Source organism: Streptomyces sp. NPDC002055 (assembly GCF_040296705.1).
In the GTDB taxonomy this organism is placed as follows: domain Bacteria; phylum Actinomycetota; class Actinomycetes; order Streptomycetales; family Streptomycetaceae; genus Streptomyces.
The window spans coordinates 67,835-91,003 of the sequence record NZ_JBEOXS010000010.1 but is presented as its reverse complement, the minus strand read 5'-3'; the positions used below and the strand labels follow the sequence as shown (position 1 = coordinate 91,003).

19 protein-coding genes are annotated in these 23,169 nt (G+C 72.4%); 12 read left to right on the top strand and 7 right to left on the bottom strand.

The annotated features are described in order from the left end of the window. Nucleotides 1-49 precede the first annotated feature (49 nt). On the top strand, nucleotides 50-1,237 hold the full coding sequence (locus ABT112_RS08410) for an acyl-CoA dehydrogenase family protein (RefSeq protein ID WP_351506954.1): 1,188 nt from the start codon (nucleotides 50-52) through the stop codon (nucleotides 1,235-1,237). Between the two features lie 234 nt (nucleotides 1,238-1,471). Here ABT112_RS08410 and ABT112_RS08405 read toward each other — a convergent pair whose 3' ends face one another. After that, on the bottom strand, nucleotides 1,472-1,882 hold the full coding sequence (locus tag ABT112_RS08405; protein ID WP_351506952.1) for an ATP-binding protein: 411 nt from the start codon (nucleotides 1,880-1,882) through the stop codon (nucleotides 1,472-1,474). 7 nt (nucleotides 1,883-1,889) lie between these two features. Then, nucleotides 1,890-2,309: a hypothetical protein gene (locus ABT112_RS08400; protein ID WP_351506951.1), complete on the bottom strand. Its 420-nt coding sequence runs from the start codon at nucleotides 2,307-2,309 to the stop codon at nucleotides 1,890-1,892. 184 nt (nucleotides 2,310-2,493) lie between these two features. Between ABT112_RS08400 and ABT112_RS08395 the strand changes: the two genes are divergently transcribed. The 3 genes from ABT112_RS08395 to ABT112_RS08385 are packed head-to-tail and all read left to right on the top strand — an operon-like array spanning nucleotide 2,494 to nucleotide 5,012. Beyond that, nucleotides 2,494-3,594 (top strand): hypothetical protein, encoded by a 1,101-nt coding sequence (locus ABT112_RS08395; protein ID WP_351506949.1) that lies wholly within the window; start codon nucleotides 2,494-2,496, stop codon nucleotides 3,592-3,594. 13 nt (nucleotides 3,595-3,607) lie between these two features. Then, complete coding sequence (locus tag ABT112_RS08390) at nucleotides 3,608-4,273, top strand: YdcF family protein (RefSeq protein WP_351506947.1); 666 nt, start codon at nucleotides 3,608-3,610, stop codon at nucleotides 4,271-4,273. Then, nucleotides 4,245-5,012, top strand: a complete 768-nt coding sequence (locus ABT112_RS08385) for a WbqC family protein (protein ID WP_351506945.1) — start codon at nucleotides 4,245-4,247, stop codon at nucleotides 5,010-5,012. The genes ABT112_RS08390 and ABT112_RS08385 overlap by 29 nt, the downstream gene beginning before the upstream one ends. 140 nt (nucleotides 5,013-5,152) lie before the next feature. Here ABT112_RS08385 and ABT112_RS08380 read toward each other — a convergent pair whose 3' ends face one another. The 4 genes from ABT112_RS08380 to ABT112_RS08365 all read right to left on the bottom strand — a co-directional run bounded on the left by ABT112_RS08380 (nucleotide 5,153) and on the right by ABT112_RS08365 (nucleotide 9,064). Next, a complete protein-coding gene (locus tag ABT112_RS08380; protein ID WP_351507104.1) occupies nucleotides 5,153-6,655 on the bottom strand; it encodes an RNA polymerase sigma factor in 1,503 nt (500 codons plus the stop codon). A gap of 8 nt (nucleotides 6,656-6,663) precedes the next feature. Next, entirely contained in the window at nucleotides 6,664-7,071 is a 408-nt protein-coding gene (locus ABT112_RS08375; RefSeq protein ID WP_351506943.1) for a YciI family protein, read from the bottom strand. A 463-nt stretch (nucleotides 7,072-7,534) separates the two neighbouring features. Further along, complete coding sequence (locus tag ABT112_RS08370) at nucleotides 7,535-7,972, bottom strand: hypothetical protein (RefSeq protein WP_351506940.1); 438 nt, start codon at nucleotides 7,970-7,972, stop codon at nucleotides 7,535-7,537. Between the two features lie 126 nt (nucleotides 7,973-8,098). Further along, nucleotides 8,099-9,064, bottom strand: coding sequence for a helix-turn-helix domain-containing protein (locus tag ABT112_RS08365; protein WP_351506938.1), 966 nt, complete (start codon nucleotides 9,062-9,064; stop codon nucleotides 8,099-8,101). Nucleotides 9,065-9,538: 474 nt separating this feature from the next. Here ABT112_RS08365 and ABT112_RS08360 point away from each other — a divergent pair, with 474 nt between their 5' ends. The 7 genes from ABT112_RS08360 (at nucleotide 9,539) to ABT112_RS08330 (ending at nucleotide 20,221) form a co-directional block, all read left to right on the top strand. Beyond that, nucleotides 9,539-11,869, top strand: coding sequence for a serine/threonine-protein kinase (locus ABT112_RS08360; RefSeq protein ID WP_351506936.1), 2,331 nt, complete (start codon nucleotides 9,539-9,541; stop codon nucleotides 11,867-11,869). Nucleotides 11,870-12,230: 361 nt separating this feature from the next. Continuing rightward, nucleotides 12,231-13,787 carry a phytoene desaturase family protein gene (locus tag ABT112_RS08355; RefSeq protein ID WP_351506934.1) on the top strand — a complete coding sequence of 519 codons (1,557 nt, stop codon included), beginning with the start codon at nucleotides 12,231-12,233 and terminating at the stop codon, nucleotides 13,785-13,787. A 119-nt stretch (nucleotides 13,788-13,906) separates the two neighbouring features. After that, entirely contained in the window at nucleotides 13,907-15,010 is a 1,104-nt protein-coding gene (locus tag ABT112_RS08350; protein ID WP_351506932.1) for an NAD(P)H-dependent flavin oxidoreductase, read from the top strand. Between the two features lie 216 nt (nucleotides 15,011-15,226). Then, entirely contained in the window at nucleotides 15,227-16,777 is a 1,551-nt protein-coding gene (locus tag ABT112_RS08345; RefSeq protein ID WP_351506930.1) for an acyl-CoA synthetase, read from the top strand. Between the two features lie 109 nt (nucleotides 16,778-16,886). Then, nucleotides 16,887-17,756 (top strand): SMI1/KNR4 family protein, encoded by an 870-nt coding sequence (locus ABT112_RS08340; protein WP_351506928.1) that lies wholly within the window; start codon nucleotides 16,887-16,889, stop codon nucleotides 17,754-17,756. Between the two features lie 205 nt (nucleotides 17,757-17,961). Beyond that, nucleotides 17,962-19,464: an acyl-CoA synthetase gene (locus ABT112_RS08335; protein WP_351506925.1), complete on the top strand. Its 1,503-nt coding sequence runs from the start codon at nucleotides 17,962-17,964 to the stop codon at nucleotides 19,462-19,464. Nucleotides 19,465-19,633: 169 nt separating this feature from the next. Continuing rightward, complete coding sequence (locus tag ABT112_RS08330) at nucleotides 19,634-20,221, top strand: VOC family protein (RefSeq protein ID WP_351506923.1); 588 nt, start codon at nucleotides 19,634-19,636, stop codon at nucleotides 20,219-20,221. 196 nt (nucleotides 20,222-20,417) lie between these two features. Here ABT112_RS08330 and ABT112_RS08325 read toward each other — a convergent pair whose 3' ends face one another. Further along, nucleotides 20,418-22,043 carry an acyl-CoA synthetase gene (locus ABT112_RS08325; protein WP_351506921.1) on the bottom strand — a complete coding sequence of 542 codons (1,626 nt, stop codon included), beginning with the start codon at nucleotides 22,041-22,043 and terminating at the stop codon, nucleotides 20,418-20,420. A gap of 309 nt (nucleotides 22,044-22,352) precedes the next feature. Here ABT112_RS08325 and ABT112_RS08320 point away from each other — a divergent pair, with 309 nt between their 5' ends. Next, nucleotides 22,353-23,156 (top strand): crotonase/enoyl-CoA hydratase family protein, encoded by an 804-nt coding sequence (locus tag ABT112_RS08320; protein ID WP_351506919.1) that lies wholly within the window; start codon nucleotides 22,353-22,355, stop codon nucleotides 23,154-23,156. The last annotated feature ends 13 nt before the right edge of the window (nucleotides 23,157-23,169 follow it).

The following is a 23,169-nucleotide window of genomic DNA, read 5'->3' as shown; positions in this document are numbered from 1 at the left end:
CGCCGGGACAGAACTCCAGGACAACAGGGACAGGACTCCAGGAGGGGCCGTGCATCTCGAATACACCCCCGAGCAACAGCAGCTCCGCACCGAGCTGCGCGGCTACTTCGCCGAGCTGGTGCCCGACAACGCGTACGCCCGGTACGGCGATCCGGCCGACCAGAAGCGGTTCTACCGCCGGACGGTGCGCCGCCTCGGATCCGACGGCTGGCTCGGCGTCGGCTGGCCCAGCGAGTACGGCGGCCGCGGCATGAGCCCCATGGAACAGTTCATCTTCTTCGACGAGGCCGCACAGGCCGGGGTCCCACTGCCGCTCATGGCCCTCAACACCGTCGGGCCGACGATCATGCAGTTCGGCACCGAGGAGCAGAAGCGGTACTTCCTGCCGAAGATCCTCGCCGGGGAGATCGACTTCGCCATCGGCTACAGCGAACCCGACGCCGGCACCGACCTCGCGTCGCTGAAGACCCGTGCCGTACGGGACGGGGACGACTACGTCGTCAACGGCCAGAAGATCTGGACCACCAACGGCGACACGGCGGACTGGGTGTGGCTCGCCGTCCGCACCACCCCCATCGAGGACGGCGTGCCGCCGCACAAGGGCATCAGCATCCTCCTCGTGCCGACCACCGACCCCGGCTACTCCTGCACGCTCATCCGGACCCTCGCCTCCCACGACACCACCGCCAGCCACTACGAGAACATCCGTGTCCCCGTCGGCCGCCGGGTCGGGGAGGAGAACCAGGGCTGGCGCCTCATCACCACCCAGCTCAACCACGAGCGCGTCACCCTCGCCGCCCACGGCACCATGGCGATCCGCGCCCTGCACAACGTCCAGCGCTGGGCCGCCGACACCAAGCTCACCGACGGCCGCCGGGTCATCGACCTGGGCTGGGTCCGCAGCCGGCTGGCCCGCACCCACACCCGCCTCGACGCCCTGAAGCTCCTCAACTGGCAGATGGTGGACGCCCTCCAGCGCGGCGCACTCACCCCGCAGGACGCCTCCGCCGTCAAGGTCTACGGCAGCGAGGCACGCCGGGACGCGTACGCCTGGCTGATGGAGGTGGTGGCCGCCGCCGGCCCGCTCAAGGAGGGCTCCGCGGGCGCCGTCCTCCACGGCGAACTGGAACGCGGCTACCGCAGCGCAGTGATCTTCACCTTCGGCGGCGGCAACAACGAGATCCAGCGAGAGATCATCTCCTGGATCGGACTGGGGATGCCGCGGGTGCGGCGGTAGGGCCCTCTTATCTCTGCCTTTCCGGTCTCCTGAATCAGGAGAGCGGCCGTCCGCTGAGTTCGCAGTTCAGGGCTCGTGCGATCGGACTTGAGCAGCCGTCGTCCAGGAGGCTTGGCGGGCTGTCCCTGCGCGCGTAGGACAAGCACAGGGACGACCCGTTTGTCATTTTCAGCGCAGCGCTGTGGTGATGCGCCCAGACAGCCGGCGAGCAGGGACTGGGCTGGGTGCAGGAGGTCAGCAGGGTGCTCCTGTGGTGGGCGGGGCAGTCTTGAAGCGGGACCAGACGGCTTTGCCCGTCACTCCGCGATCTTCGATACCCCAGTCATCGGAGAGCATGTCGACGATGTGCAGGCCGCGGCCGCAGGTGTCGTCGTCGGTGGGGCGTCGGCGCTTGGGCTGGTGGGGGCTGGAGTCCTGGACCTCGACGCGGACGATGTCGTCCTCGACGCTCATCGTGACGTGGAAGCCATGGCCGCAGCATGTGCCGTGCGTGAGGGCGTTGGTAGCCAGCTCGGAGACACAGAGGCGGACGTCTTCGGTCCTCCCTTCCATGCCCCAGGCGGCGAGGGTGCGGATGGCGAAGTCACGGACCTCACCCACGGATTCGGGGACGGGCGCGAAGAATCTCTTGATGGCATCGGGCATGGCAGCCTCATGTCTCGGTATCCACGGTAGGGGCAGAGCTGGGAGTGCTGCGGCGACAGCGATCCGATGTCCGCCGGATCGTCCTGCTGCCGCGGGCGAGTATCAGCCGCACTCCTGAGCCGGTGATCTGCAGTCGCCGCTCGGCGGCTATCGGCTTGGGCCCCAGATGGGAGGCGGCAGGCAGAACCACGCCATAGACATCCGGCAGGTCGAGCACATCCAGCAGGCCGGTGAACGCCGTGCTGGAGGCAGTCGTGGTGCTGTCGCGTTCGATGAAGATGGCACCCAGCACCAGCTCGTGGCTGTGGCAGTACTCCACCAGGGCCCCGGTCAGGGCCGTCTGCCGGGCGGCAGCCGTCTGGGGGAGCCGGAGGAAGCCGTAGACGATCGGGCCGTTCACCGTGCGATGCTCCGTGAGGGGATCCACTTGTGTGTCCTTTCGAAGGATGCATAGGGGCGGGAGGCGTGGTCGGCCCGACGGGACCGGGCCAGCACTCCGAGAGTGGCCCTGTTCCAACCCCTGGAAAATGAACCGTTGTTGTACTTCCGTTGCACTTGCGTGCCCCATCTGCCTGCATCGTGCTTCGATGCTGTGCGGAAGGGGGTGACGTGTGGCGACCGTGCACCACTGGAGTGGCCTGGAGGCCCATGCCCTGCAGCTCGCGCTACGGATGAGCGTCAGGGTCTTTGCCCAGCACCTCGGGGTCGCTCAGCGCACTGTCGCCAAGTGGAACAAGCTCCTTGAGTCCACCGAGCCGAGGCCTGACACGCAGGCAATCCTGGACACCGCGCTGGCCCGTGCAGATGCCGCGGTGCATCTGCGGTTCGAGACACTGCTGTCCGAAGCAGGTCGCTCCGCGTCCGGGCCGGGACGGCGGGTGACTGCGTCCGGCCCACGAGCCTGGGAATACGAGTCTTGGGCCGATGACCTGGACCGTGTTGTCGTCGCGCTGTCCCGGCAGAGTTTCGCGTTCGCCGACAACCTGCTGAGCCGCTGGCTGGGCCGCTTCAGACCGGTCGAGCTGGACGACAGAGGCCTGTATCTGTTCGCCCGTTCAACGGCCCTGCTCGGCGATCTGCAGCGCGATCAGGGGGCCGTGCTGGGGCCGCTGTCGGCCCAGCACTCATATGTGGGCGCCCGCTCGGCGTTCACCCAGCTCGACATCCCCCGCCGCATCGCACAGCTCGACCTGTCGCTCGCCGTGGTAGCCGAGATGTCCGGCAAACTGGAGGCCGCTGCCCGTCACTACGAAACTCTGGCGGTGGATGATCGGCTCTCCCGCCGCGACCGGGCCAGGGCCCGGCTGTGGGTGGGTACCGCGCTGAGCAAGGACGGCAACCACGACTATGCCGCCCGCGTCATGCTCGCCGCGACCCGTGACTTCGAGGATCTGGCCGAGCCCGACGACTGGTCCGTCGCCCACCAGAAACTCGCCCTCGCCCATCGCGGCGCCGGCGACCTCACCAAAGCCCTGCAGTACATCGACATCGCACGCAGCACCGCCACGACCGACTCGCCGATGCAACGCGTGCGTCTGGACACCGCCCACGCTCACATCCTGCTCTCCGACCCGGCCACCCGGGATGATGGACTGCAGGTTCTCGACGGGGCCGCGAAGATGGCCGCGCAATACGGCATGAGCCACCAACTTCGCAGCATCGAGGGCATCCGGACCACGATCCAGGGGACACGACGTCCCAGGCAACGGTGAGCAGGGAGAAGCAGTGACGGAACAGCAGCGGGCCATCTCCGAGGACCAGTGGCGCAACGCGAAGCTGATCTGGGACTACCACCAGATGCATCACCAGCTGAAGCCTTGCGATGTGGCGATCGGGCTGGGCAGCCACGACCTGCGGGTCGCGGCCTTCACTGCCGACCTCTATCACCAGGGGCTCGTACCGACACTCGTGTTCACCGGCGGCAACAGCCCCAACACCGCCGCCCGCTTCCCGCGCGGTGAGGCTGTTCACTTCCGCGACCACGCCATCGGCATCGGCGTCCCCGCCGACGCTGTCCTCATCGAGCCGAACGCCGCCAACACCGGGCAGAACATTGCCTTCACCCGTGAGGTGCTGGCTGCGGCCGGCATCATGCCGACGTCGGTGCTGTTGACGGCGATGCCCTATATGGAACGACGCGCCTATGCCACCTGTCGCAAGGTCTGGCCCGAGGTTGAGGTGATCTGCGCGTCCGAACCTCTGGAGTTCGACGACTACCTCAAGGCGATCGGCGACGAAGCCTTTGTCACTCACATGCTCGTCGGCGACATGCAGCGGGTCATCGAGTACCCCCGGCTCGGCTTCGCCATCGAGCAGGACGTCCCGGAGGCCGTGCATGCCGCCTACGAATCCCTCATCCACGATGGCTTCACCCGTCGCCTCCTCACCTGACCTGCCGTTACCCGGCGGGCTGTGCGCGATCCACCAGCCCAATCTTTTCCCGCGTCTGACCACCCTGGCCAAGCTGTTCGCGGCGGACTGCTGGATCGTCCTGGACGACGTCCAGTTCACCCGCCGCGACTACCAGCATCGAACCCGCCTCGTCTCCCTGCCCGACCCGCAGGACCGCCGGTGGCTCACCATCCCCACCCACCTGGCTCACGGCCGCCGGACAGCCATCCGGGACGCGCTGATGGCCGAACCTCTCCGGTCCCGGCGCAGAACCGCGCAGATGCTGCAGCAGTACTACGGGGCCAGCCCCCACTGGCCCGCTTTCCAGCAGGCCCTGACCTCGCTTCTCGCCCTGTTCGACACCACCGACAAGACCGCTGATCTAGCCGAGTCGTCCACACGGATCCTTCTGAATCTGTTGGGCTGGACTGGCTGCGTCCTCCGCAGCAGCAGACTTCACGCCAGGACGGGCCGCTCGGAACGTCTCGCCGACCTTGCGGCCCTCACTGGTGCCAGGTCGTATCTGTGCGGAACTGGCGGCATGAGTTATCTGAACACCGCCCCCTTCCGCGCTTGCGGCCTCACCGTCACGCCCTTCATCACCCCCGCCGCAGGCCTGTGGCAGACCGGTCGCGAGGCCAGTGCGGTCCGGGCGCTGATGCAGCTCGGGTACAAGCCTCTGGCCGACACTCTGCGGGCCGTCGCCGTCGGCCAGTCAGAGCCCCAGCACGCACCATGAGACCCCTGACTCCGATCCGTAGGCAGATGGACCTCACGAGCGCGCCTGCATGTAAAGGGACGACACCTACTTGGCCTGGTCACACCGTGCTCAGTTCTGCGTCATTCCGAGCGCGACTCGCCAGGCGACCCCGCGGGCATTCAGCACGGCCGACGGGCGTTGAGCCGGGCGGCCTGGCGGGTCAGGTGGTCGCGTTCGGCGAGGTTGGGGGCCTGGTGGGCCGCCTCGGCGTACAGCCGTGCCGCCGTCTCCAGGTCGCCGTCGCGCTCGTGGAGATAGGCCGCCACGGCGGTGTAGCGGGGGATGGAGTGGCCTTTGCTCGAAGATGTCGGGGCGGAGTCTCCTCTGCTCGGTGAGCTCGGGGTGGGGTCTCCCTTGCCCGACGAACCGGGGGAAGAGTCGTCCAGCTCCGCGAGTGCTGCCAGGCCGGCGCGCGGTCCGTCGGCCTCGCCGACGGCGACCGCGCGGTTGAGCCGGACGACCGGGCTGTCGGTCAGGCGCAGGAGCTCGTCGTACCACTCGACGATCTGCACCCAGTCGGTCTCCTCGGCGGTGGGCGCGTCGGCGTGGAGTGCCGCGATGGCGGCCTGGGCCTGGAACTCGCCCAGCCGGTCGCGGGCGAGGGCGGCCTGCAGGATCCCGACGCCTTCGGTGATCGCCCCGGTGTCCCACCGGCCGCGGTCCTGCTCGGCGAGCGGTACCAGGCTGCCGTCGGGCGCGGTCCGGGCGGCGCGCCGGGCGTGGTGGAGCAGCATGAGGGCGAGCAGCCCGGCCACTTCGGGGTGGTCGTACGCGGCGGCGAGCTGCCGGGTGAGCCGGATGGCCTCGGCGGACAGGTCGACATCGCCGGAGTAGCCCTCGTTGAAGACCAGGTAGAGGACGCGCAGCACGGTGGCGACGTCGCCGGGCCGGTCGAACCGTCCCCCAGCTCCCGGCTTCTCCCCCGGCCTTCGGCCGGGAGGTGCTCCCAGGGCAGCGGAGTGCCCGGTGCCGGACACGGTGCGCTTGGCCCGGCTGATGCGCTGCGCCATGGTCGCCTCGGGCACCAGGTAGGCCTGGGCGATCTGACGAGTGGTCAGGCCGCCGACGGCGCGCAGCGTGAGGGCGACCGCGGACGCCGGCGTCAGCGACGGGTGGGCGCACAGGAAGTAGAGCTGGAGCGTGTCGTCCACCGCGGGCGCGGGTCCGGGCGCCGGTTCCTGGTCGACGAGGTCCTCACGCCGGCGGCGGGCGGCGTCCGCCCGGGTCGCGTCGAGGAACTTGCGCCAGGCCACGGTGACCAGCCACCCCTTCGGATCCCGCACGGAGGCCCCCACGGAGGCGCCTACGGAGGCCCCGACGCTCGACGTACCTGGGACAGGGTCCCCCTCGCTCGACGGGCGCGGGACGGCGTGTCCTCCGCTCGTGGAACCCGGGACGGCGTGCCCTCGGCTCGTGGAGCTCAGGCCGGGGGCGCCCCGCGAAGGGCTCGGGCTGGGGTGTCCCCCGCTCGAAGGGCTGGGGGAAGGGCCCGTCGGCCAGACGCGCAGGGCCTCGACCAGCGCGTCCTGCACGGCGTCCTCGGCCGCCGCGAAGTCGGCTCCGCGGCGGACGAGGATCGCGATCACGCTGGGGGTGAGGCTCCGGAGCCGGGCCTCGTCCATCGGTGACGTCACTCCGTGATGGTGGGCGGCGCGGTCAGGAACGGGCGCACCTCCAGCCACTCGTGGATCGGCTTCCCGCCCGCCCCGGGGGCGGCCGACAGTTCCCCGGCCAGCTCGACGGCCCGGTCGTAGCTGTCGACGTCGATCACCATCCAGCCGGCGATGAGGTCCTTGGTCTCGGCGAACGGGCCGTCGGTGACCGGCGGGCGCCCCTCGCCGTCGTACCGGACCCACGCCCCCTCGGGCGCGAGCGCCTGACCGTCGACGAACTCGCCGGTCCCCTCCAGTCGGGTCGCGAAGTCCTGCATGTACTGCACGTGGGCCGTGATCTCCTCCGGCGCCCACTGGTCCATCGGCACGTCGTTGACCGCGGCCGGGGCGCCCCGGTAGTGCTTGAGCAGCAAGTACTTGGCCATGATGCTTCTCCTCGGTGCTGGTGCGACCCATTGTGGTCGCGTTCACCTCGGGGACGGAGCCGGCCACGGGTTCTCGACATCACCGGCCGAAGTTTTTTTCGGCGCCCTCGTGCATGCCCCCGGGTGAGCCGTCTCGCAGGCCGGGGGCCGGGGGCCGGGGGCGGGTCCGTCGGGCCGCGGCGCGAGCGCCCGTATGAGGGCCGAGGGCGCAAAGGGCGCCGCCGAACCGGGCCTCGTCGGCCGGACGGCGACCGCAGCCCCGACGGCGACCGGAGACATGGGCGAGACATGACCACGGCCTCCGGGACCGGGGTGGTCGGTCTCGGAGGCCGCGGCGTCATGCGGGGCGTGTGCCGGATGTCCGCACCCGCGCGGGCCCCGTGGCGGCGGAGGTGCTCATCGAAGGGCATCCGGGCGTGTCAGGACGGAAGGGCGGGCCCCTCGGACGGCGAGGTGGGCGAGGTCAGGAGGTGACCTCGTAGTACCTCGAGCAGACCGTCCCGCCGCTGCCCGTGACGCACAGGCGCATCTTGTACGTGCGGTCCTCGGGCAGGTTCCCGCCCTTGCAGGCCCGGTGCGGCACGTTGTGGCCGTTGGTGGTCACGCTGCGGCCGTTCTTGAGGCGGGCGGACAAGTGGTGACGGTCCTTCGTCGGGTCGAAGACGCACAGCCGGTCACCCGGCCCGCCACTGGTGGGCGAGTCCTGGATCCACTCCGCGTCCCCCATGAACTCCCCGCTGCGGTAGGCGCTGATCTTCCGTCCGTTGCCGTAGTAGAAGGAATCGAAGGTGATCCCGGCCACTGTCTCCGTCTCCGAGGCCTGCGGGGCGGCCTGAGCCGTCCCCGCGCCCCCGAACAGCGCCCCCGCGGCCAGCATCCCGGCAGCCGCGATCGAAGCCATGCGTGCAGAACGATGCATGAGAATTCCCCCGTTGTATGCGGTGTTCCCGTACCCCTGAAGCCTCGCGGACGCAGGCCCGGCCGTCATGAGCACACAGTCGACAACTCTCTTGCCGCGCAGTGCACGTCAGCACATCGGGCACTTCCGGTACTCGCCGGGCGGCATCCCGTAGACCGTCCGGAACGAGCGGTTGAAGTCCGACGCCCGGGAGAACCCCCACCGCGCCGCCACCACATGTACCGGAACCTCCGTCAGTGCCGGATCCGCCAGATCGCGCCGTGCCGCCTCCAGCCTGCACCGCCTGATCCACGCGGCCACGGTCGTCTCCTCGCCCTTGAACAGACGGTGCAGATAGGACACCGAGATGTGATGCGCGGCCGCGACGTCCCCCGGACGCAACCCCGGATCGTGAAGATGCGCCCGGATGAACCGCTTCACCTGCAACAACAACGCCCGCTGCCGCGCCCCCTCCGGCAGACACCCCTCCGCCTCCGCCGCGTGCGCGAAGAGCGCGGCCACCAGATCCACCAGCACCGCCCCCAGCCGGGGCCCGTCCTCCGGCCGGTAGCGTGGCGCATCGGTGACGACCTGGGTCAGAAACTGCGTGGTCAGGGCCACCATCCCCGTGCCGGCCGCCACCCGCCGCGGTACCCCGCGCCGCAGCAGCTTCGTCGGCAGCGGCAGCAGAGCCTTCGGGATCTCCACCCCCACCACCGACACCGGCGCGCTCCCCGTACGGATCTCCCACGGCACCGACGAGTCGTTGATGTGCAGGTCGGAGGGCTGGTAGACCGCCTCCTGGTCGTCCCAGGTCCCGACCCCGGTACCACCGACGAGCACCGACAGGTGGAACAGCCCGGGATCCGAGCGTCGCACCAGCCGCGGTGTGCGTCGGATCACCAACTGCTGGAACGTCGCCGGCCACACGGTCACCGCGCCCAGGTCCAGCACCCGCTGCATGGCCCGGAAATCCTCCGCGTGCTCGCTCTCCATGTGCACCGGCGCGTGTGTCCGCCCGACCAGATCCGCCCAGTACGCCAACCGGTCCGGAGCCGCCACATCCTCGCTCCGCAGCCGTGTCTCGCTCAACATTCGTACCCGACCCCCGTCTCCTTCACGAATGGAACAGCACGACGGTAGCCCCCACCGGTGGGGGCGAAGCGGATGTTTACGGTCACCCCGGCCTCTCGTCGAGCGCTGCCGCGACGGCGGGCACCGGGCGACAGGCCCCGGCGGCCCCGCCGCGCGACCCGGCCCCCGGCCTCCGGCGGGTGAGACGTTCCGGAGGCGCGCGGGAGCACGCGCGCACCGCGCCCCGTCGACGTGCGCCCGCCGGCGCCCCGCCCCTCCGGCCGCGGCGCCAGGGCACGTCAACCCCGGGCCCGGGCCCGGATCACGGCCGATGGGAAGCGGGTGTGCCGGCAAGCCGCCGCCGACGCTGTCGCCGGCGCCGTCGCGCGGCCGGGGCCCGGTCACCCGCACGTCGCCCTACAAGCACCGCGAACCGGCCGCCATACTGGACGGACCGGGGAGAGTGCAGCGAACTGACGGGGGCGGCGGCAGGCAATGGGGGACAGCAGGCTGATCCACGGCCGGTACCGGCTGCTCGACCGGATCGGGCGCGGCGGTATGGGCGAGGTCTGGGCCGCCCGTGACGAGTCGCTGGGGCGCCGGGTCGCCGTCAAGTGTCTGAAACCGCTGGGCTCGCCCCAGGACCAGTCCTTCACCCGGGTGCTGCGCGAGCGCTTCCGGCGCGAGGCGCGCGTCGCGGCCGCGCTCCAGCACCGCGGGGTGACCGTCGTCCACGACTTCGGGGACGACGACGGCGTTCTCTATCTCGTCATGGAGCTCCTCGACGGGCGCAATCTCAGCCAGTTGCTCCAGGACAACGGGCAGCGGCCGCTCGCCGTTCCCGAGGTCGTGGAGATCGCCGGCCAGGTGGCGGGCGCGCTCGCCTACACCCACCGGCAGGGGATCGTGCACCGGGACCTCAAGCCCGCCAACATCATGCGGCTGGCCGACGGAACCGTGAAGATATGCGACTTCGGCATCGCCCGCCTCGGCGACGACATCGGCTTCAGCGGGCGGCTCACCGGCATCGGCATCGCCATGGGCACGCCGCACTACATGTCGCCCGAGCAGATCACCGGCGGTGGCGGGGTGGACCACCGCAGCGACCTCTACTCGCTGGGCTGCGTGCTGTACGAGATCGCCACCGGGGCGCCGCCGTTCGACCTCGAGGACGCCTGGTCGGTGCTGGTGGGGCACCGCGACACGGTGCCCGAACCGCTCCGGGCGCACCGTCCGGAGATCCCCGAGTTCCTCGACCGCGTCGTGCTGGAGCTGCTCGCCAAGGACCCCGGGCACCGGCCCCGGGACGCCGCCGTGCTGGAGGACCGGATCCTCTCCGCCGTCCACCCCAGGCCCGGTCCGGGGACGACCGCGCTGCTGGGCGTGCCCGGTCTCCTCCGGTCCGGGGTGCTGCCCCCGGAGGTGCGCCCCGCCCCGGCCGTCCGGGCCCCCGCCCCCGACTACGCCGGCGTGGGTGCCGTGGCGAGGGAAGTGCCGGGCGGGTGGTCCGCCGCCCCGGGCCTTCCCGACTGGGCGCACGGCATGACCCTCGGCTCCCGGGCCCACGGCGGCCGCGGCACCGTCCTGCCCGCGGAGTGGACCGCGCTGACCGGCGAGTGGACCGCGCCCACCGACGCCCGCACCACGTCCCCGCCGCTGGCGGACCGGTCGGCGCCGTCGCCTGAGCTGCTGGCGGGGCTCCGCGGCCGGCACAACGCCGGGCTCAGCCTGAGCCGGCTGGGCCGCTGGGAGGAGGCCGGGGAGGTGCACCGGGCGGTCGCCGCCGAGCGCGAGCACGTCCTCGGCCCGGACCATCCCGACACCCTGGCCAGCCGTTACGAGGTCGGCTACACCCTCAGCAGACTCGGCCGGCCCGGCGACGCCCTGCGCGAGTTCGGCCGGGTCGCCACCGGCCGCGAACGGAGCCTCGGCCCGGAGCACCCGGACACGCTCGCCGCGCGCCAGGAGAGCGCGTACGCCCTCAGCCGGCTCGGCCGGCACTTCGAGGCCCACCAGCTGTACGGCGACGTGCTCGCCGCCCGGGAGCGCATCATGGGGGCCGACCACCCCGACACCCTGCGCTGCCGTCACAACCTCGCTTACAACCTGAGCCGGCTGGGCCGGCTGGAGGACTCGTACACGATGGCCCGTGAGGTGGCCGCCGCACGGGCCCGGGTGCTGGGGGCGCAGCACCCGGACACCCTCGTCACCCGGTACGAGGTGGCCTACGTCCTGGGCCGGCTCGGCCGCTGGGACGAGGCCCTGCTCACCTACCGCGAGGTGGCCGGGGCCCGCAGCGAGGCGCTCGGCCCGGAGCACCCCGACACGCTCGCCGCCCGGTACGAGGTCGGCATCAGCCTCGGGCGGCTGGGCCGCAGCTCCGAGGCGCTGAAGCTCTATCACGCCCTGGTGGACGACCGCACCCGCGCGCACGGCCCCGAGGATCCCGAGACACTGCGGGCCCGGCACGGCCGCGGCGTCAACCTCGGCCGCCTCGGCCGCTGGGAGGACGCGCTCGCTGAGGCCCGGGAGGTGTGCGCGGTGCGCGAGCGGGTGCTGGGCCCGGACCACCCGGACACGCTGGTCAGCCGTCGCGAGGTCGCCGTCGGCCTGGGCTGGCTGGGCCGCTGGGGCGACGCCCTGACGGTCTACCGCGAGGTGGCCGCCGCCCGGGAGCGGGTGCTGGGCCCCGACCACCACGACGCCCTGACCAGCAGGAACGACGAGGCCCACTGCCTGGAGCAACTCGGGCGCTCCGAGGAGGCGGTCGCCCTCTACCGCCGGGTCGCGGTGCTGCGGCAGCAGCGGGGCACCCCGGGGCTCTGAGCCGCCCCGGCCCGTGCCGAAGCGCCTCGTTCCGTCCCCGGCCCAAAGCACCTTGTCCCGTCCCGTCCCGTCCCGTCCCGCCCCGTCCCGTCCCGCCCCGTCCCGCCCCGGCCCGTCCCGGCGCAAAGCACCGCGCCCGGCCCCGGCCCGGAGCACCCCCGCCTCGCCTCTGCCCGGAGCACCCCCGCCTCGCCTCTGCCCGGAGCACCCCCGCCTCGCCCCGGCCCGGAGCACCCTGCTCTGCCCCGCCGGGCTGCCCGCCACGCTCCGCCCCACCCCCGCCCGGAACACCCCGCTCCGCCCGTCTGCGCCGCCCCCGCGCGCCCTGGCCGGGTGCGGCGACGGCGTGGTACGCAGAGGCATGGCTGCCAAGGACGCGTACGACGCAGTGATCATCGGCGGAGGCCACAACGGTCTCGTCGCCGCCGCCTATCTGGCCCGGGCCGGCCGCAGCGTGCTCGTGCTGGAGCGCCTGGACCGCACCGGCGGCGCCGCCGTCTCCACCCGCCCCTTCCCGGGGGTCGACGCCCGGCTCTCCCGGTACTCGTACCTGGTCAGTCTGTTGCCGCAGAAGATCGTCCGGGAGCTGGGGCTGCGCTTCCGGGTCCGCAGGCGCAGCGTGTCGTCCTACACCCCGGCCGAGCGGGGCGGGCGCGCCACCGGGCTGCTGGTGCACAGCGGCGACCGGGAGCGCACCCGTGCCGCCTTCGCCCGGCTCACCGGCTCCGACCGGGAGTTCGCGGCCTGGGAGGACTTCTACGGCCGGACGGCGCGGCTGGCCGAGCGGGTCTTCCCCACGCTGACGGAGCCGCTGCCGACCCGTGAGGCGCTGCGGGAGCGGATCGCGGACGAGCAGGCCTGGCAGGCCCTGTTCGAGCAGCCGCTCGGCCGGGTGGTCGAGGAGACGTTCCGGGACGACCTGGTGCGCGGTGTCGTCCTCACCGACGCGCTGATCGGCACCTTCGCCGACGCGCACGACGCGTCCCTGCGGCAGAACCGCTGCTTCCTCTACCACGTCATCGGCGGCGGCACCGGCGACTGGGACGTCCCCGTAGGCGGCATGGGCGCCCTCACCGACGCGCTGGCCGACGCCGCCCGCGCCGCCGGAGCCGAGATCGTCACCGGACACGAGGCGACCGGCATCGCCACCGACGGCACCCGCGCGGAGGTGACGTACCGCGGACCCGAGCGGGAGGGCACCGTGGCCGCGGCGCAGGTCCTGGTCAACGCGTCCCCGCGGACCCTGGCCGAGCTGCTCGGCGACGAACCCCCGGCCCCCCGCGCCGAGGGTGCGCAGCTGAAGGTGAACATGCTGCTGCGCCGGCTGCCGCGGCTGCGCGACCGGGACGTCGACCCCCGTGAGGCCTTCGCCGGAACCTTCCACATCGCCGAGGGATACGAGCAGTTGGCGACGGCCTACCGGCAGGCCGCGGCCGGGGAACCGCCGGCCGCCCCGCCGTCGGAGATCTACTGCCACTCCCTGACCGACCCCTCGATCCTGGGGCCGGAGCTGGTCGACCGGGGGTACCAGACGCTGACCCTGTTCGGACTGCACACCCCGGCGGGGCTGTTCGAGCGGGACCACGACGCGGTGCGCGAGGATCTCCTGAAGTCCACCCTCGCCCAGCTCGACGCCTGCCTCGACGAGCCGGTCGCCGACTGCCTGGCCACCGACGCCGACGGCCGGCCCTGCATCGAGGCGAAGACCCCGCTCGACCTGGAACGGGACCTGGGCCTGCCCCGCGGGAACATCTTCCACCGGGACCTCGCCTTCCCGTACGCCACCGCGGAGACCGGCCGGTGGGGCGTGGAGACCGGGCACGCCAATGTGCTGCTCTGCGGCGCGGGAGCGGTGCGCGGCGGCGGGGTCAGCGGGATCCCGGGGCACAACGCGGCCATGGCGGCGCTGGGGGAGTGACCCGGCCGGACGCCGCCGGAGGGGTGTCCTCCGGCGGATCCGCCGCACCCGGCAAGAAAACTGACACTGCATCAGAAAATCTCTTCCCTCGGCCGTCGCCCTGCGGCATCCTGCGCCCCATGGAGACGGAGCTGAGCAAGAGACTGGGCGTGGAGCACGCCATCTTCGGCTTCACGCCGTTCCCCGCGGTGGCCGCCGCGATCACCCGCGCGGGCGGCCTCGGGGTGCTCGGCGTGGTTCGGTACGGCGCCCCGGACGAGCTCGCCCGCGACCTGGACTGGATGCAGAAGCACACCGACGGCAAGCCCTACGGCATCGACGTGGTCATGCCCGCCCGTGCGGTGGACGGCGTCACCGAGGCCGACATCGAGGACATGATCCCGGACGCCCACCGCCGGTTCGTCCGGGAGACCCTCGCCCAGCACGGCGTCCCCGAACTCCCCGAGGGCGAGGCGTCCGGCTGGCGGATCACCGGCTGGATGGAACACGTGGCCCGCTCCCAGCTGGACGTCGCCCTGGACTACCCGGTACGGCTCCTCGCCAACGCCCTCGGCTCCCCACCGCCCGACGTCGTCCGCCGCGCGCACAGCCACGGCATCCTCGTCGCGGCGCTGGCGGGCAGCGCCCGGCACGCCGAACGCCACGCGGAGGCCGGCATCGACGTCGTCGTCGCCCAGGGCTACGAAGCGGGCGGCCACACGGGGGAGATCGCCTCGATGGTGCTCACCCCCGAGGTCGTCAAGGCGGTCGACCCGCTGCCCGTGCTCGCCGCCGGGGGCATCGGCACCGGCGAACAGATCGCCGCCGGCCTGGCCCTCGGCGCCCAGGGGGTGTGGCTGGGCTCGATCTGGCTGACCACCCGGGAGGCCCGGCTCCGCTCCCGCGCCCTGACGCGCAAGCTGCTGGCCGCCGGATCCGGCGACACCGTCCGCTCCCGGGCACTCACCGGGAAGCCGGCCCGCCAGCTGCGCACCGAGTGGACCGACGCCTGGGACGACCCCGCCGGCCCCGGTGCGCTCCCGATGCCGCTCCAGGGGCTGCTGGTCGCCGAGGCGGTCTCCCGCATCCAGCGGTACGAGGTCGAGTCGCTGCTCGGCACGCCCGTCGGCCAGATCGTCGGCCAGATGACCTCCGAGCGCCGCGTCCAGGCCGTCTTCGACGACCTCACCCGCGGATTCGAGCGCGCCGTCGACCGCGTCCAGCGCATCGCCGGACGCGCCTGACGTCCCGTCCGGCCCTGATCCCGGCAGGCATCCGTCCCCGCACGCGCCTTTCCCCGGTGCGCGGGTCCGCCCGGCGCGCACCCTTCCCACCGGCAGGCACGAGGCTCTCGGCACGAGACCTCGACCCGACGCAAGGCCTCGACCCGACGCAAGGCCCCAACCCGACGCGAGGCCCGATCCGACGCACGGCCCCGACCCGACGCGAGGAGGAGCACCATGACCCCGGCACCCCAGGGATTCTGGGCCCAGGCGACCGCGGACCCGGACCGCACGGTCCTGGTCGCCCCGGACGGCACGGAGTGGACCGCGGCGGAGCTGCACGCGGCGGCGAACCGGCTGGTGCACGGGCTCCGCGCGGCGGGGCTGCGCCGGGGCGACGCCTTCGCCGCCGTACTCCCCAACGGACCCGAGCTCCTCACGGCGTTCCTCGCCGCCACCCAGGCCGGGCTGTACCTCGTTCCGGTCAACCACCACCTGCTCGGCCCGGAGATCGCCTGGATCGTCGCCGACTCCGGGGCCCGGGTCCTGATCGCCCACGAGCGGTTCGGGGAGCAGGCCTCGCGCGCCGCCGACGAGGCGGGACTGCCGGCCGGGCAGCGCTACGCGGTCGGCACCGTCGACGGCTTCCGGCCGTACCGGGACCTCCTCGACGGGCAGTCGCCCGAGCCGCCGGCGGACCGCACCCTCGGCTGGGTCATGAACTACACCTCCGGCACCACCGGCCGCCCCCGCGGCATCCGCCGGCCCCTCCCGGGCCGGCCGCCCGAGGAGGCGTACCTCGGCGGGTTCCTCGGCATCTTCGGCATCGAGCCCTTCGGTGACAACGTCCACCTGGTGTGCTCGCCGCTCTACCACACCGCCGTCCTGCAGTTCGCGGGCGCGTCGCTGCACCTGGGGCACCGGCTGGTGGTCATGGACGGCTGGCGGCCGGAGGAGATGCTGCGGCTCATCGACCGTCACCGGTGCACCCACACCCACATGGTGCCGACCCAGTTCCACCGGCTCCTCGCCCTGCCCGAGAAGGTCCGGAACGCCTACGACGTCTCCTCGATGCGGCACGCCATCCACGGGGCCGCGCCCTGCCCCGAACACGTCAAGCGGGCAATGATCGACTGGTGGGGGACCTGCGTCGAGGAGTACTACGCGGCGAGTGAGGGCGGCGGGGCCTTCGCCACTGCCGAGGACTGGCTCAAGAAGCCGGGCACCGTCGGCCGCGCCTGGCCCATCAGCGAACTGGCGGTCTTCGACGACGACGGGAACCGGCTGGCGGCGGGACAACTGGGCACCGTCTACATGCGGATGACCACCGGCGGCTTCAGCTACCACCGCGACGAACAGAAGACGCGGAAGAACCGCATCGGCGACTTCTTCACCGTCGGCGACCTCGGCTACCTCGACGAGGACGGCTACCTCTACCTCCGCGACCGCAAGATCGACATGATCATCTCGGGCGGGGTGAACATCTACCCCGCGGAGATCGAGGCCGCCCTCCTCGCGCACCCGGCCGTCGCGGACGCCGCCGTCTTCGGCATCCCGCACGACGACTGGGGCGAGGAGGTCAAGGCGGTCGTCGAACCCGCGGACGGCCACCGCCCGGGGGAGGAGCTGGCCGCGTCCCTCCTCGCCCACTGCGAGGAGCGCCTCGCCCGCTACAAGCGCCCCCGCTCCGTGGACTTCGTCCACACCATGCCCCGCGACCCCAACGGCAAGCTCTACAAGCGGCGGCTGCGCGAGCCGTACTGGGAAGGGCGGGAACGGGCGGTCTGAGGCGCCGGCCCCCGCCGCCTCGGCATACCTCCGGCGCCGCGGTCGAGGGCCGGGCCCGGTGCCGGATCCGGGTACGCCCGGGGCGCACGTCCCGGCCTACAGTGTGTCCATGATCAATGCAGCGGGTTCCCTCGCCCGGCTCGCCGAACGGATACCGCCGCCCGTCGAAGCGGTCGACGGACACGGTGACTGGGACGACACGGAGCGGGCGGTGGGCACCCGGCTGCCGGACGACTACAAACAGCTGGTGGAGACGTACGGCCGCGGTGACTTCTCGGGCGGGCTGTGCCTGTGCACGCCGTTCGGTGACGACAACCCGGTCCGGCTCGAAGCGGACCTCCTGGAAGTCTTCGGCCCGATGCGTGAGCGCTGGCCCGAGGAGCACCCGTACCCCTTCTTCCCGGAGCCCGGCGGGCTGCTCACCTGGGCCCTGACCGGCGACGCGGGACAGGTGTGCTGGCTGACCGAGGGCCCGCCCGAGTCCTGGCCGGTGGTGATCTGGTCACGCGAGAGCGAGTACGAACGCTTCGACTGCGGGGCTGCCGCGTTCCTCGACGGATGGCTCAGCGGCCGCCTCACCTCCGAACTCCTCTCCCGTGATACGGACATCGCGCCCTGGTTCGACGCGGCGGTCGAACACGACCACATCTACATCCGGCTGGAGGAGGGAGAACTCCCCTACTCCGAGCGTCTGCGGATCCTGCGCGACGCACTCGCCCCCACCGCGGACCGGGGCGGCTATGAGTACAACGGCAGCCGGCAGGACCACTTCATCGTCACCGGAACCGGCTGGCAGCTGACCTACGAGACGGCCTACGCGCACCAACTGCGCGTCGCCTTCCCGCCCAGCGACAGCGAAGCGGCCCGGCACGCCGTCCTCACCGCCGTCGACCGCATGGGGTGCGCCGTACAGTCCATCGGCACCGTCCACGGCACCTCGTCCTGGAACCCCGGCCCGGAACCCTCGGACCGGCTCTGACCCGGGCCGGCTCCGACCCGGATCGGCCTGCTGCGGAGCCGGCCGGCGGACGACGGGGACCGGGGCCCCGCCCGATGGCTGAACCGTCCCGTGCCGCCCACCCGCTGTCCGCGCGATGCCTTGACGGACAACCGAACGCGCCGAACCCGCCCCGGACCCCGCCCGGTGCCTTGACCTCACCCGGCGCGCGCCACAGGATCACGGAATGACCGGTGTACGCAGCAGCACAGTCGACGGCGTCCTGCGGCGCAGCGCCCGGCGGGTGCCGGACCGCACCGCCCTGCGGTACGGCACCCGTTCCTGGACCTACCGCGAGCTGGACGAGGCGGTCTCGGCGGCAGCCGGTGTCCTGCGCGAGCACGGGCTCCGGACCGGCGAACGGGTCGCGTCCTACGGGCACAACTCCGACGCCTACCTGATCGGTTTCCTGGCCTGCGCCCGTGCCGGGCTGGTGCACGTACCGGTCAACCACCACCTCACCGGCGAGGATCTGCGGTACATCCTGCAGCAGTCGGGCAGCGCCCTGGTGCTGGCCGACCCCGGCACGGCGCCCGCCGTCCCCGACGGCCTCGCCGTCCTGCCGCTGCGCGACACCGACGACTCCCTGCTCGTCCGGCTCCGGACGGCGCGGCCGTACCGCGCGGATCCGCCACCGGACACCGAGGATCTCGTCCAACTGCTCTACACCTCGGGCACCACGGCGCTGCCCAAGGGCGCGATGATGACGCACCGCGCCCTGGTCCACGCGTACGTCAGCGCGATCACCGCGCTCGATCTGCGCGAGACGGACCGGCCGGTGCACTCCCTGCCGCTCTACCACTCGGCGCAGATGCACGTGTTCCTGATGCCGTATCTGGCGGTCGGCGCCGAGAACACCGTCGTCGACGGACCGGACCCCGCCGCGCTCCTCGACCTGGTGGCGGCGGGCCGGGCGGACAGCCTGTTCGCGCCGCCCACCGTCTGGATCGCGCTCTCCGGGCACCCGGACTTCGCGGACCGCGATCTGTCGGCACTGCGCAAGGCGTACTACGGGGCGTCGATCATGCCCGTGCCGGTGCTGGAGCGCCTGCGCGATCGCCTCCCCGGGCTCGCCTTCTACAACTGCTTCGGGCAGAGCGAGATCGGTCCGCTCGCCACGGTGCTGCGGCCGGAGGAGCACGACGGCCGGATGGATTCCTGCGGGCGTCCGGTCCTGTTCGTGGAGGCCCGGGTGGTGGACGCGGCGGGGGAGGACGTGCCCGACGGCACACCCGGTGAGGTCGTCTACCGCTCCCCGCAGCTCTGCGAGGGCTACTGGGAGAAGCCGGAGGAGACGGCCGAGGCCTTCCGGGACGGCTGGTTCCGCTCCGGCGACCTGGCCGTCCGGGACGCGGAGGGCTATCTGACCGTCGTCGACCGGGTGAAGGACGTGATCAACTCCGGGGGAGTGCTGGTCGCTTCGCGCCAGGTCGAGGATGTGCTGTACGAGCATCCGCAGGTCGCCGAGGTGGCCGTGATCGGACTCCCCGACGACCGCTGGATCGAGTGCGTCACGGCGGTGGTCGTCCCGCGTGGTGACATCGAGCCGCAGCGGCTCGTCGACCACGCCCGGGAGCGGCTCGCCCACTTCAAGGCCCCGAAACGGGTCTTCCTCGTGGACGAACTGCCCCGGAACGCCAGCGGCAAGATCCTCAAGCGCGAGCTGCGGGACCGGTTCACCACCGGCTGAACGGCGCCGGCCGACGGGCGATACCGGCGTCGGCCTGCGGATTCCCGGCCTCGGGTGATCACCGGCCGGATCGTGGCGTCACCCGGCGGTGGGCCTTCCGGTTCGTGGGCGGAAGCGGCTTAATGGTTGAAGGGCCAATCAACCACTGAGCCGCCAGGAGGACCAGGACATGCCTCAGCCCGAGGGAGCCGCGCTGGAACGGGTGCGCGCGCACCGTGAGGAACTGCGGGCCCGGTACCTCCACGGCCGCCGGAACCGGCCGGCCGCCACAGCGCGCGGCATCCACCACATCGCCTTCATCTGCCGGGACGTCGAGGAGACGATCCGCTTCCACCAGGAGTTCCTCGGCTTCCCCCTGGTGGAGATCGTGGAGAACCGGGACTACCGCGGCTCCACGCACTTCTTCTTCGACATCGGCCACGGCAACCTGCTCGGGTTCTTCGACTTCCCCGGGCACGACCACCCGCCGTTCACCGAGACCGTCGGCGGCGTCCAGCACCTCGCGCTCTCGGTCAGCGACGCCCAGTACACGGCGGCGCGGCAAGCGCTCGACGCCGCCGGCATCGAGTATCTGGGCCCGGACCGGGGCGTCGAGGACAGCCTCTACCTGCACGACCCGAACGGGGTGCCGATCGAGCTCTACCGGGAGCGGCTCGGCGTGTTCGAGGGATCCACGCTGGTCGAGGACACCGACGGGGCGGCTGATGCGGACGGCCCGGACCGGACGGGCGGGGGTGCGGGCCCGGACCGGGGGTGATCCGGCGGGGACGGCGGGCCAGGCATCGGGCGTCGGCGAGCGGGCCATGGCCGGCCGCGGCCGTGCCGCCGCTCACCGCGCGGGCTGTTTCATCCGGGGAGGCCCGGGACGCCGAGGGTGCCGACGGCAACCGAGCCGAGGCCGCGACACCGCCCGCGCACACCGCCCATGGCTACCGCCCGTGCACCCCGTCCGCTCAGCCGCCGCCGCCCGCCGCCACGGCGCGCGCCCACCGGTAGTCCGCCTTTCCGCTGGGTGACCGCTGTATCCGTGCCGTGACGACCAGGCCGCGCGGGATCTTGTACCCGGCCAGCCGGGTGCGGCAGTGGTGCTGGATCTCCTCCAGCGTCGGTTCCGCGGCCCCGTCCCGGAGTTCGACCACAGCCGCCACCCGGTGCCCCCACCGGGGGTCCGGTACGCCCGTGACCAGCGCGTCGTACACATCGGGGTGCGCCTTCAGAGCCTGCTCGACCTCTTCCGGATAGACCTTCTCGCCCCCGGTGTTGATGCACTGCGAGCCGCGGCCGAGGACCGTCAGCACCCCGTCCTCGTCCAGGGTCGCCATGTCCCCGAGCAGGACCCAGCGCGCCCCGTCCGCCTCGAAGAACGTCTCGGCCGTCTTCCGCGGATCGTTGTAGTAGCCGAGCGGGACATGGCCGCGCTGGGCGATCCGTCCCGGCTCGCCCGGCGGCACCCGCTCATGGGTGGCCGGGTCCACCACGGTCGTCGTCGGGCCGACCCGTAACCGGAAGCCCCGCTCCGGCCCCGCGTCCTCGGTGGCGGTGCCGTTGAAACCCGACTCCGACGAACCGAAGTTGTTGAGCAGCAGCGTGTGCGGCACCAGCTCCCGGAACCGGGCCCGCACCGTCTCGGAGAGGATCGCGCCGGAGCTGCTGACGCTCAGCAGCGACGCGCAGTCGGTCCCCTTCAACGGCCCGGACAGCGCGTCGACCAGCGGCCGCAGCATCGCGTCACCGACCAGGGAGACACTGGTGACGCGCTCCCGCTCCACGGTGCGCAGCACCTCCTCGGGTACGAACTTCCGGTGCAGCACCACCTTCTGGCCGAAGTGGAAGGCGATGAAGGCCGTGAGCGTGGACGTGCCGTGCATCAGCGGCGCCGTCGGGAAGAAGACCAGCCCCGCACCGCCCGCCGCGACCCGCTCGGCCAGCTCCTCCGGCCGGGACACCGGCCGGCCGGTCGGCGCGCCGCCGCCCATGCCGGCGAAGAAGAGATCCTCCTGCCGCCACAGCACACCCTTGGGCATGCCCGTGGTGCCGCCGGTGTAGATGATGAACCGGTCGTCCCCGGACCGCGGCCCGAACCCCCGCCCCGGGTCCCCGGACGCCACGGCCTCGGCGAACGGCACCGGCAGGCCGCCCGGCCAGTCGGCCTCCTCGGCGCACCCGCCGACCCGGATCCGGTGGCGCAGCGACGGCGTCCGCGGCAGTGCGGCCGCCACCCGCGCACCGAACTCCCCGTCGAAGACGAGGGCCGCCAGATCGGCGTCCCGGTAGAGGTAGACCAACTCCTCCTCGACATATCGGTAGTTGACGTTCACCGGCACCGCGCGGATCTTCAGGCAGGCCAGCAGTGTCTGGACGTAGGGCACGCCGTTGTACAGGTGCAGGCCGACATGATCGCCGGGGCCGATCCCCCGGTCCAGGAGATGGTGGCCGAGCCGGTTGGCGGCGGTGTCCAGCTCGGCGTAGGTCAGGCGCCGCTCCGCGCCCGTGACGGGATGGTCCGCGTACACCAGCGCCTCACGGTCCGCCGCGGCGTCCACGACCGACTCGAACAGGTCGGCAAGGTTGTACTCCACATCTCCTCCTCGCCCCGGCGGCGACGTTCGGGCCCGCGGCCCGGCGGTCATTAGAGCGCCCGGCGCCGGAGGGGGGAAGAGCGCCGCCCAAGAAATCTGACTGCTAGTCAGAAAACTCTTGAACTGGCTCTCCGCTTCCTGCACCCTGTTCCGGTGCCGCGCCGGCGCGGCGGACGGTTCCCGCCGGCGCCGGGCGCCGACCCGCGCACCCGATCCGCAGCGCCGCGCCGGCCGCACCGCGTCCGGCGAGCGACCGGGCCGGCGCGCCCCGACCCCGGCCCGGCCACGGGCCGACGACAGGAGGAAGCCGTGGGCGTGGAGACGGAACACCTCACCGAGCGGCGCGAAGGCGCCACCCTGGTGCTCACCCTGAACCGGCCGCAGGCCCGGAACGCCCTGTCGCTCCCCATGCTGGTCGGCCTGTACGACGGCTGGCTGGCGGCGGACGCGGACGATGACATCCGGTCGGTGGTGCTGACCGGCGCCGGCGGAGCCTTCTGCGCCGGCATGGACCTCAAGTCCCTGGCCGGCGACGGCTCCGGCGGCGATCAGTACCGGGACCGGATGAAGGCCGACCCCGATCTGCACTGGAAGGCCCTGCTCCGGAACCACCGCCCCCGCAAGCCGGTCATCGCCGCGGTGGAGGGCCCCTGCGTCGCCGGCGGCACCGAGATCCTCCAGGGCACCGACATCCGGATCGCGGGCGAGAGCGCCACCTTCGGCCTCTTCGAGGTCCGGCGCGGGCTCTTCCCGATCGGCGGCTCCACCGTGCGCCTGCCGCGGCAGATCCCCCGCACCCACGCCCTGGAGATGCTGCTCACCGGCCGTCCGTACAGCGCCGCCGAGGCCGAGCGGATCGGCCTGATCGGCCATGTCGTCCCGGACGGCACCGCGCTGGAACGGGCCCTGGAGACCGCCGAACTGATCAACGCCAACGGCCCGCTCGCCGTGGAGGCCGTCAAGGCGTCCGTCCACGAGGCCGCGGAACTCGGCGAGACCGAGGCCCTGCGACGCGAATTCGAGCTCGGCTGGCCCGTCTTCGGCACCGCCGACGCGAAGGAGGGCTCCCGGGCCTTCGCCGAGAAGCGGCCCCCCGTCTTCCGGCGGGCCTGACGACCGGCCCTCC

What these genes read in the sequence shown, in the direction of transcription:
- ABT112_RS08350 (WP_351506932.1), top strand. Translation starts at nt 13,907, where the DNA reads ATGGAGACGGAGCTGAGCAAGAGACTGGGCGTGGAGCACGCCATCTTC.
- ABT112_RS08405 (WP_351506952.1), bottom strand. Translation starts at nt 1,882, where the DNA reads ATGCCCGATGCCATCAAGAGATTCTTCGCGCCCGTCCCCGAATCCGTG.
- ABT112_RS08365 (WP_351506938.1), bottom strand. Translation starts at nt 9,064, where the DNA reads ATGTTGAGCGAGACACGGCTGCGGAGCGAGGATGTGGCGGCTCCGGAC.
- ABT112_RS08380 (WP_351507104.1), bottom strand. Translation starts at nt 6,655, where the DNA reads ATGGACGAGGCCCGGCTCCGGAGCCTCACCCCCAGCGTGATCGCGATC.
- ABT112_RS08345 (WP_351506930.1), top strand. Translation starts at nt 15,227, where the DNA reads ATGACCCCGGCACCCCAGGGATTCTGGGCCCAGGCGACCGCGGACCCG.
- ABT112_RS08330 (WP_351506923.1), top strand. Translation starts at nt 19,634, where the DNA reads ATGCCTCAGCCCGAGGGAGCCGCGCTGGAACGGGTGCGCGCGCACCGT.
- ABT112_RS08360 (WP_351506936.1), top strand. Translation starts at nt 9,539, where the DNA reads ATGGGGGACAGCAGGCTGATCCACGGCCGGTACCGGCTGCTCGACCGG.
- ABT112_RS08355 (WP_351506934.1), top strand. Translation starts at nt 12,231, where the DNA reads ATGGCTGCCAAGGACGCGTACGACGCAGTGATCATCGGCGGAGGCCAC.
- ABT112_RS08375 (WP_351506943.1), bottom strand. Translation starts at nt 7,071, where the DNA reads ATGGCCAAGTACTTGCTGCTCAAGCACTACCGGGGCGCCCCGGCCGCG.
- ABT112_RS08335 (WP_351506925.1), top strand. Translation starts at nt 17,962, where the DNA reads ATGACCGGTGTACGCAGCAGCACAGTCGACGGCGTCCTGCGGCGCAGC.
- ABT112_RS08370 (WP_351506940.1), bottom strand. Translation starts at nt 7,972, where the DNA reads ATGGCTTCGATCGCGGCTGCCGGGATGCTGGCCGCGGGGGCGCTGTTC.
- ABT112_RS08340 (WP_351506928.1), top strand. Translation starts at nt 16,887, where the DNA reads ATGATCAATGCAGCGGGTTCCCTCGCCCGGCTCGCCGAACGGATACCG.
- ABT112_RS08385 (WP_351506945.1), top strand. Translation starts at nt 4,245, where the DNA reads ATGGCTTCACCCGTCGCCTCCTCACCTGACCTGCCGTTACCCGGCGGG.